Below are 9,704 nucleotides of genomic sequence, written 5' to 3'. Positions count from 1 at the left end.
TATAACCTGGGAAATCAACAGCAAGCGTCGAACAAGTTCTCGAAGTTGAACAAAAATCATGTTCCAGCAAACGCCTTGTTCGTCTCGACGATCGTCGTCTCAGTCGGTGCTTTGCTCAGTAAGCTGTTACCGGGACAAGCGTTCAGTATCGTCACGACGATCAGTGCAATCTGCTTCATCTGGGTCTGGGGTGTCATCCTCGTCTGTCATCTCCGGTACAAGAAACAAAATCCGGAATTACATGCAGCATCGACATTCAAAGCACCATTGACACCACTCGTCAATTACCTCGTGCTCGGATTGTTTGCCGTCATTCTCGTCGTCATGCTGTTTGCTGACGACACACGTCCAGCCTTGTTGCTGACACCGGTCTGGTTCCTCGGACTATTCGGACTGTATCACCTCCGGAAAAAGAAACAACAAGCAGCTAATCAAAAAAGTGCGTAAGCCAAAACAAGCCGGTCGGACCTAATCCGACCGGCTTGTTTCATGGTGTATCGAAAGCACCATCCTGTAGTTGTTTCCGAAGTGCTTTAGCTTTCTTTCGAATATCGCGTTTGCTGTCCGCATCGCGCTTTCCCCATTGCCGATACATCATCGACATCCGCTGATTATCAGCGAAGCGTTTTTCATGCCGGTCGATGAAGTCCCAGTACAAGGCGTTAAACGGACAGGCATCTTCGCCAAGCAGGTCCTTTTGATGGAACGGACATCCTTTGCAATAATCACTCATCTTATGGATGTAGTTCGCCGAAGCGATGTACGGTTTAGTCGATAACGTTCCCCCGTCGGCATGTAGCGCCATCCCGAGAACGTTCGGTAAAACGACCCAGTCGTAGGCATCGATGTACATCTCATTAAACCAGTCTGCCGTCTGTTGCGGTGAGATCGCAAACAGATTAGCGAAGTTCCCGAGCACCATCAAGCGCTGGATGTGGTGATTATGGGCATGCTCGACGACAGGACGTAACGATTCAGCGACACAGTTCATGTTCGTCTTCCCGGTCCAGAAAAAGTCCGGTAGATCCGCTTCATGCCGTAGCACATTGACGGAAGCGTAGTCTGGCATCTCGGCTAGATAGACGGCACGCATGTATTCGCGCCAGCCGAGGATTTGGCGTATGAAACCTTCGACCGCATTGAGCGGAGCATCCTGTTCTTCAAGTGCTGCCTCGACTTGACGAATGACCTCTTCCGGTGTCAGTAAGCCGAGATTGATTACTGCTGACAAGAGCGAATGCGATAACGTATCTTCCCCGGTCAGCATGGCGTCTTGATACGTCCCGAACGTCTCAAGCCGCTCTTCGATGAAACGATGGAGAGCCTGCATCGCTTCCTTTCGCGTAACCGGCCAATGAAAGGAATCAAGTGCTCCTGGATGATCGGAAAAATCACGCTCGACCTTGTCGATGACGTCCTTTGTGATGCGATCGGGACGAAACTGAACGGGATCCGGAAACGTCGTCCCCGACTTCGCCGGTTTCCGGTTCTCGGCGTCAAACGACCACTTTCCACCGATCGGTTTAGAGCCGTTCATGAGAACGTTTCGTTCCTTGCGCAGTTTGCGATAAAACCGATCCATCTTGTATGGCTTGTCGCCAATTGCTTCGACCGCTTCTTCCTGTGTCAGTAAAAACAACGGCACGTCGGAACAGACCTCGACCGTGATTTTCTTCGGTAAAGCGTCTTGCCACTTGTGCATCGCCTTGCGCATCGGTTCGTCCGTGATCGCTGTATAAAATACATGATCCGGATCATGATCTTTCCGGTGCGTCTGGAATGCCTGATCGAACGAATCGGCTTCCCGGTAATCGACAGTGAAGCCCTTCTCGCGCAGTTCTTCCGCAAAATGTCGCATCGCTGAGAAGACAAGGACGAGCTTTTGTTTATGGTACGTCTTCCACTTGGAGCGCGAGGTCGCTTCGACCATCAGGATGACGTCGTCTTGTTTGTTTGCTTCCTGTAATAAAGGGAGATCGTGATTCAATTGATTGCCGAATATCCAGCGTGTCGCCATAAGTGTTCCTCCTTTTACTTTCGTTATATGATTACCGTTTTTCGTCAAAGTCATGCCTGATTGTGTGCCGGCTAACGAACATCTTCTTATTCTGAATCATCGCTTTTGCACATTTCTGAATGTAAAAGAAGTTCCTTTCTGTGCAAGCTATGATAGGGTTATAATGGAAAGGTAAGTTGTCGTCATGAGGGGGAAGTTTTTCATGACAGGTAGTCCATAATATCAACGGGGATAGGAAGGATATCATGAGCAGTATGCCTAAAAAAACAGACGTTATTTTAATTGGTGCCGGAGTCATGAGCGCGACGTTAGGGGTCTTGTTAAAAGAACTCGCGCCTGAGATGAACATCAAGGTATTCGAGAAACTCGCGAGTGCCGGGGAAGAAAGCTCGAATGAGTGGAACAATGCCGGAACAGGTCACGCCGCACTATGTGAACTGAACTATACGACAGAAAACGCCGATGGTTCGATCGATATCAGTAAAGCAGTCAAAGTAAACGAACAGTTCCAACTGTCACGTCAATTCTGGTCGCATCTCGTTAAGGAAGGTGTCTTGCCGAATCCGAAAGAATTCATCATGCCGATTCCACATATGAGCATGGTCGAAGGAACAGAAAACGTCGAATTCCTGAAAAAACGATTGGAAGCGCTATCAGCGAATCCGTTGTTTGCAGGAATGGAATATTCAGAGGATCCAGCGAAATTAGCCGAGTGGATTCCACTCATCATGAACGGTCGGACGTCACCAGAGCCGATCGCTGCGACAAAAATCGATTCAGGAACGGACGTCAACTTTGGTGCGTTGACACGAATCCTGTTTGAATATCTCGCACAACACGATGTAGCGATCAACTATCAGCACGGTGTCGAGGATTTGAAGCGTGTTGACGGGGGTTGGGAAGTCAAAGTGAAGAATGAGCGCGATCACCGGATTGAGCATCATACGGCGCAGTTCGTCTTCATCGGGGGTGGCGGTGGTAGTCTACCGTTGCTCCAAAAAACAGGCATCGAGGAATCGAAGCAAATCGGTGGTTTCCCGGTCAGTGGTTTATTCCTCGTCTGTAAAAATCCTGAAATCATCGAACAGCATCATGCGAAAGTCTACGGAAAAGCGAAAGTCGGAGCACCACCGATGTCAGTACCGCACTTGGATACACGATACATCGATGGGAAGAAATCGCTTCTCTTCGGACCGTTTGCTGGCTTCTCACCGAAGTTCCTCAAGACAGGATCGAATCTTGATTTGATCGCGTCTGTCAAACCGAACAACGTCTTGACGATGCTTGCTGCGGGAGCAAAAGAGATGGGATTGACGAAGTATCTGATCGAGCAAGTCCTCTTGTCGACGGAGCAACGGATGAACGAATTACGAGAGTTCATCCCGAATGCGAAGACGGAAGACTGGGATGTCGTCGTCGCTGGTCAACGTGTCCAGGTCATCAAGGATACACCGCAAGGAAAAGGGACACTCCAATTCGGAACAGAGGTCGTCAGTGCAGCCGACGGATCTGTTGCGGCCTTACTTGGGGCGTCGCCAGGTGCCTCAACAGCGGTTCCGGTCATGCTCGAAGTACTCGCGAAATGTTTCCCGTCCGAACTACCGACGTGGGAAGCAAAAATCAAGGAGATGATTCCGTCTTACGGAATCTCACTCGTTGAAAATCCGGAGCTGTTCGAACAGATCCATGCCGAAACAGCTAAAACGCTTGAGCTTGAACAAGGTCAACCGATTCGCTAAACGAAAAACCGTCCGACTCCACGAGGAGCCGGACGGTTTTTTGATTTAGCGGAAGTTACGGAAGAAACGTGTTTTCTTCAGTGCAATCCCGACTGGAATCGCAACGAGGATGCCGATGACGTTTTGTGTGATGTTTCCTGGAATTGAAGTGGCTGGTGCGACCCAGTTGCTGAACATAATCCCTTCATGCACGAAGTAGACGAGTAGCATGACAGGAACGGAAGCAATCATCCCGATCAAGTTGAACGTGACATTCGTTCCGTTACGACCACCTGACCACGCGATGTAACCAACGATCAATCCTTGAAGTCCACGTGCGATGATCGTACCAGGTGCCCAAATCGCATAACCCGTTAGAAGATCGAATAACCCCATTCCAACAGCACCGGCAATCAATGCTGTCCGTGGACCGAATAAAATCGCGATGAGAAAGAGCATTGCTGTTCCCATATGAATGAGACCACCGTTTAGTGCGATTGGTAATTGAATCTTGATTAACATCGTTGCTACAAGAACAAGTGCGATTGACATCGCAGTGATGACGAGCTGGCGGGTACGAGTGCTAGAATACGGTGCTGCTTTTTGCATGTGACTAACCTTCTTTATGATAGATTTTAAGATATCTTCAATCTATCAGATGCCTGGACTAGTCAAAAGTGTCAACTTTGAATTATTTATAGGGGTCAGATTGACTAAAAAATCGTCATTCGTTCTTAATTCCAAAAGAGTTTAATCTATTCATACAGTCTTAAATGAAAAAATCTCCAAAACGGTTGTCGTTTTTGAATCTACTCTTTGTTTTTTCTGTACAATGAACAGCGAAAGGAAGGGGGAAGTTAATGAAATATCAGATCGCGACAGCTGTTTTTTTATTCGCTTCATTGTCACCAGTCATATCGGAGGCGAAGGATCAGACGACACAACATCAACGTTATTACGCAGCATATGAAAAAATCGTGCAAGAATTGAATCGGACACATGAAAATGCGGACGTCACATTGCTTGCAGCAAATCAATTCGCAGACGAGGACTGGATTTCGCCAAAACGTTTTCAAGAACGGGCAATCAAACGGTTAAAACCGTTGCATGTTCAATTGAGTATTTATGGAGATGGTCAACGAGCACTTGAACGAACACAAGGTGAAAAAGAAGTTCGGATCACAGGGAATTTCGAAACGGAACTTTTGGAGCAAAGTGAGCGACAGTGGTTCTCTGATGTCTTTTCGATGACGTCTCAAGCCATCAATGATGGCATTTGGACACAGAAAGGATTTGATGGTACCCGAATCGATGCAGGACAAACGATGGTCGTAACGGTCAGTGGTACATACGCGAAGCAAGGTATCTTAACTAGACATCACATCACGAAAGAATTTCATTGTTCATCTGTTGGTGAAATCTACTATTGAAATACAAAAGAGCGAAACTCGTCTGAGTTCCGCTCTTTTGCATTAATTCCGGATCAAGTGATCGAAAGCACCCAGTGCAGCTGTTGCACCAGAGCCCATCGAGATGATGATCTGTTTATACGCGCTATCCGTGCAGTCTCCTGCTGCGAAAACGCCTGGTACGTTCGTTGCGCCGTGGCGATCGACTTGGACTTCACCGAACTTGTTACGGCTCACCGTTTCACCGAGCCAGTCCGTGTTCGGTACAAGACCGATCTGGACGAAGACACCTTCGAGCTCGACGTGACGTTCGACGTTCGTTTCGCGCTCCATGTACGTGATACCGTTCACTTTGTCCGTTCCTGTGATTTCCTTCGTCTGTGCGTTGACGACGACCGTGACGTTCGGAAGAGAAGCGAGGCGTTCTTGAAGAACAGCATCGGCTTTTAGTTCCGGTGCGAATTCAAGGACCGTGACATGCTTGACGATTCCCGCGAGATCGATGGCTGCTTCGATCCCTGAGTTTCCGCCACCGATGACTGCGACACGTTTTCCTTCGAACAATGGACCATCACAGTGTGGGCAGTAGGCGACGCCTTTGTTCTTGAATTCGAGTTCACCTGGGACACCAACGTTACGCCAGCGTGCACCTGTTGAAAGGATCAAACTCTTCGTCTTCAAGACAGCACCATTCTCAAGCTCGAGCTCAAGGAGGTCTTTCTTCTCAAGACGAGTTGCTCGTTGCAGGTTCATGACATCAATGCCATACTCCTTGACGTGCTCCTCAAGACTTGCGACGAGTTTTGGTCCTTCCGTGTACTTCATGCTGATGAAGTTTTCGATGCTCATCGTATCCATGACTTGTCCACCGAAGCGCTCTGCGACGATACCTGTCCGGATGCCTTTACGAGCTGCATAGATGGCAGCACTCGATCCAGCTGGACCACCACCGACGACGAGGACATCGTATGGATCTTTATCAGCGAAATCAGAAGCATCGGCACCTGTGCCAAGCTTCGCCAAGATTTCTTCAAGTGACATCCGTCCGTTACCAAACGCTTCGCCGTTGACGAAGACCGTCGGAACAGCCATGATCTCTTTTTGTTCGACTTCTGCTTTAAATGCCGCGCCATCAATCATCGTGTGACTGATGTTCGGGTTGAGGACGCTCATGACGTTCAATGCTTGTACGACATCTGGGCAGTTGTGGCAGCTCAAGCTGATGTACGACTCGAAGTGGTACGTTTCTTGAATGCCTTGAATCTGCTTGATGACGTCCGCATCGACCTTCGGTGCTCGACCGCTGACTTGAAGCAGTGCGAGGACGAGGGACGTGAACTCATGACCGAGTGGGATTCCCGCGAACGTGATGCCGCTTGTCTCACCGACACGGTTGACTGTGAAACTTGGTGTCCGGGGAAGGCTTGCCTGCTCGACGGAGATGCGTGGTGTCATGCTTGCGATCTCTTCGACGAGTGCGCTCATCTCAAGCGAGACGGCGTCTGTCCCAGCACTAACGGCTAGGACGAGATCGCCTTCGAGAAGCTCGAGGTATTGCGCGAGTTGTGCTTTAATGTCTGGTGCTAAAGCCATCGCGAATCCGCTCCTTAAATTTTTCCGACGAGGTCAAGGCTTGGTGTGAGTGTTGCAGAGCCTTCTTCCCATTTCGCTGGGCAGACTTCGCCTGGATTGTTACGTACATATTGTGCTGCTTTGATTTTGTTGACGAGTGTGCTCGCATCACGACCGATGCCGCCTGCGTTGATCTCAACTGTTTGGATGACGCCGTCTGGATCAATGATGAACGTACCGCGGTCAGCAAGACCATCTTGTTCGTTCAAGACTTCGAAGTTACGTGAGATGACGTGTGATGGGTCACCGATCATGACGTACTCGATTTTACCGATTGTTTCTGATGTTTCGTGCCATGCTTTATGTGTGAAATGCGTATCTGTTGAAACAGAGTAAACTTCAACGTCAAGCGCTTTGAGTGTTGCGTATTGGTTTTGGAGATCTTCGAGTTCTGTCGGGCAAACGAATGTAAAGTCTGCAGGGTAGAAACATACGACACTCCATTTACCGCGAAGGTTGGCATCCGTTAGGTCAACGAATTCTCCGTTGTGGAATGCTGATGCACTGAATGGTTTTACTTCACTTCCGATTAAAGACATGATAAAAATCCTCCTCAAGGGTTCTATATTTAGAATCTGTTCTAGTGCATACAGGTAATCTGTATTTATCACACTAGAATAATTCTAATCTAATACTAATTTCATATAGACCAACACTTTTGTCAAGGTATAATCGGTAATTTCTTATTTCAGGAAAGATTGTGTGAACAAAAAAAGAAATCCCGACTCCTAAATGAAACAGGAGTCGGGAGCTGTATTCCTTATTGCCAGTCCGTATGGAAAATGCCTTCGCGGTCTGTCCGGGCATACGTGTGAGCGCCGAAATAATCGCGTTGGGCTTGCAACATGTTGGCATTCGAGTTTGCTGTCCGGTAGCTATCGTAATACGTCAGTGACGTCGATAGAGATGGGAGTGCAAAACCAGATAACGCTCCCTCGGCAACGACGTGACGTAACGATTCTTGATACGCCTGTACTTTCTCAGCGAAGAATGGGGCGAGCATCAAGTTCGAGAGGTTCGCGTCGTTTTTAAACGCTTCACTGATGACGTTCAAGAAGTCGGCCCGGATGATACATCCACCACGGAAGATCAAGGCGATCTCCTCAAGGCGTAAGTTCCAGTCGTATAGTTCAGACGATGTCCGGTACTGGGTGAAGCCTTGCGCGTATGCGGCAACTTTCCCCATATAAAGCGCTTGACGAATCCGTTCGACCCACGCGTCTCGCTCAAGCGTTGACAAGTCTTCTGGTCCCTTTAGGACAGCAGACGCTGCGACGCGTTCTTCTTTAATAGCTGAAAGGTAACGCGCGAACAGGGCTTCCGTGATGATCGAAGAGGCGATCCCATTATCAATGGCTTGCAGGCTCGTCCATTTTCCAGTTCCTTTTTGACCGGCTTGATCGAGAATGACATCAATCAACGGTTGCCCTGTCTCATCATCCGTTTTTCGGAGGATGTCCGCTGTAATCTCAATCAGGTAACTTTTCAGTTCACCTTCGTTCCACTCAGCGAAGATGTCCGCGACTTCCGTGACGTCGAGTCCGAGACGGAAACGGAGGAAGCTATACGCTTCAGCAATCAGTTGCATGTCCGCATACTCGATTCCGTTATGAACCATCTTGACGAAGTGACCAGCGCCTTTCGGACCAATATAGACACAACATGGATCGCCTTCAACGTGAGCGGCAATCTTCGTCAAGATCGGTGCGACATGTTCGTAGGCTTCTTTCGATCCACCCGGCATGATCGCAGGACCGGTCCGTGCACCGACTTCACCACCCGATACGCCGACGCCGATGTATTCGATGCCGTGTCGTTGGAGTTCGTCGAAGCGACGTTCCGTATCAAGGAAGTGGGAATTCCCACCATCCATGATGATGTCGCCTGTTTCAAGATGTGGAAGTAACGATTCGATGACTGAATCAATCGCGCTGCCGGCCGTGACCATCATGAAGATTTTACGCGGACGGGCGAGTGACTGTACGAATGCTTCGATATCGTAGTACGGATGAAGTGATAATCCCTCATCGTGTGCGACGAGATCGTCCGTTAAATCACGTGTGTAGTTATAGATGGCGACTTCTTCTTGATGACTCGCCATATTCAGTGCTAAGTTGCGTCCCATGACGCCAAGTCCGATGACTCCGATAGAATGTTGCATAAGTAGAACGACTCCTTTTCTTAGACGACGAGGCTGAGGAGAAGAACGAACCCAAGTCCACAAACGGAAATGATCGTCTCAAGCACAGTCCATGTCGCAAACGTTTCTTTTAATGATAATCCGAAATACTCTTTAAACATCCAGAAGCCCGCATCATTGACGTGTGAAGCGATTAGACTACCCGCACCAGTCGCAAGGACGACGAGCGCTAAGTTGACGTCAGATTGCTCCAGTAACGGAATGACGAGACCTGCTGTCGAAAGGGCAGCGACTGTCGCAGAACCAAGTGAGATTCGCAGAATCGCAGCGATCAACCAAGCGAGCAGAATCGGAGATAACGCCGATCCTTCAAATAATTGTGCGACGAATGTACCGACGCCGCCGTCAATCAAGACTTGTTTGAAGGCACCGCCACCACCGATGATCAATAGCATCATCCCGATTTGGGCGATGGCCGTCGTACAAGATTCCATGACCGTTTGCATCGGAATCTTACGGGCGATCCCCATCGTGTAGACCGCGACGAGTAACGAAATCAACATCGCCGTCGAGGCGTTCCCGATGAACTCGATCGCCGAGATGACGCTACTCTCACCCAAGCCGAGTGTTTCTTGTAAAAGCGTGAAGATCGTTGCGACCGACATCAAGAGGACCGGTAGCATCGCAGTGAAGACACTAATACCGAAACCTGGCGTCTCGTCTAAATCAAATTCTTTTTGTTCCCCGAGTGACGCGATGTTTCCTGTGCGTGTAAACGATTCAGGTAC

9 protein-coding genes are annotated in these 9,704 nt (G+C 48.9%); 3 read left to right on the top strand and 6 right to left on the bottom strand.

Translation table 11 applies throughout. The annotated features are described in order from the left end of the window. On the top strand, positions 1-447 hold a 447-nt coding region (locus B2751_RS01470; protein WP_290772307.1), incomplete at its 5' end, for an amino acid permease. A gap of 40 nt (positions 448-487) precedes the next feature. Here the strand turns inward: B2751_RS01470 and B2751_RS01465 are convergent. Next, complete coding sequence (locus B2751_RS01465) at positions 488-2,017, bottom strand: cryptochrome/photolyase family protein (protein WP_290772304.1); 1,530 nt, start codon at positions 2,015-2,017, stop codon at positions 488-490. 245 nt (positions 2,018-2,262) lie between these two features. Here B2751_RS01465 and B2751_RS01460 point away from each other — a divergent pair, with 245 nt between their 5' ends. Further along, entirely contained in the window at positions 2,263-3,756 is a 1,494-nt protein-coding gene (locus B2751_RS01460) for a malate:quinone oxidoreductase (protein WP_290772301.1), read from the top strand. Positions 3,757-3,801: 45 nt separating this feature from the next. Here the strand turns inward: B2751_RS01460 and B2751_RS01455 are convergent, their stop codons facing one another. After that, complete coding sequence (locus B2751_RS01455; protein WP_050678560.1) at positions 3,802-4,344, bottom strand: ECF transporter S component; 543 nt, start codon at positions 4,342-4,344, stop codon at positions 3,802-3,804. A gap of 251 nt (positions 4,345-4,595) precedes the next feature. On the opposite strand from B2751_RS01455, the gene B2751_RS01450 reads away from it, so the two are divergent. Continuing rightward, entirely contained in the window at positions 4,596-5,165 is a 570-nt protein-coding gene (locus B2751_RS01450) for a hypothetical protein (RefSeq protein WP_290772298.1), read from the top strand. Positions 5,166-5,207: 42 nt separating this feature from the next. On the opposite strand, the gene ahpF is transcribed toward B2751_RS01450, so the two are convergent. From ahpF to B2751_RS01430, 4 genes are all read right to left on the bottom strand, one after another. Beyond that, on the bottom strand, positions 5,208-6,737 hold the full coding sequence (ahpF, locus tag B2751_RS01445) for an alkyl hydroperoxide reductase subunit F (RefSeq protein ID WP_035411786.1): 1,530 nt from the start codon (positions 6,735-6,737) through the stop codon (positions 5,208-5,210). Positions 6,738-6,751: 14 nt separating this feature from the next. Beyond that, positions 6,752-7,315 carry an alkyl hydroperoxide reductase subunit C gene (gene ahpC / locus B2751_RS01440; RefSeq protein WP_012371860.1) on the bottom strand — a complete coding sequence of 188 codons (564 nt, stop codon included), beginning with the start codon at positions 7,313-7,315 and terminating at the stop codon, positions 6,752-6,754. Positions 7,316-7,536: 221 nt separating this feature from the next. Continuing rightward, on the bottom strand, positions 7,537-8,937 hold the full coding sequence (gnd, locus tag B2751_RS01435; RefSeq protein ID WP_035411788.1) for a decarboxylating NADP(+)-dependent phosphogluconate dehydrogenase: 1,401 nt from the start codon (positions 8,935-8,937) through the stop codon (positions 7,537-7,539). 20 nt (positions 8,938-8,957) lie between these two features. Further along, a partial coding sequence (locus tag B2751_RS01430; protein WP_290772291.1) for a gluconate:H+ symporter occupies positions 8,958-9,704 on the bottom strand: 747 nt, incomplete at its 5' end.

The organism is Exiguobacterium sp. UBA6282 (assembly GCF_002440475.1).
Taxonomy (GTDB): Bacteria; Bacillota; Bacilli; order Exiguobacteriales; family Exiguobacteriaceae; genus Exiguobacterium_A.
This window is presented reverse-complemented; position numbering and strand designations above follow the sequence as displayed.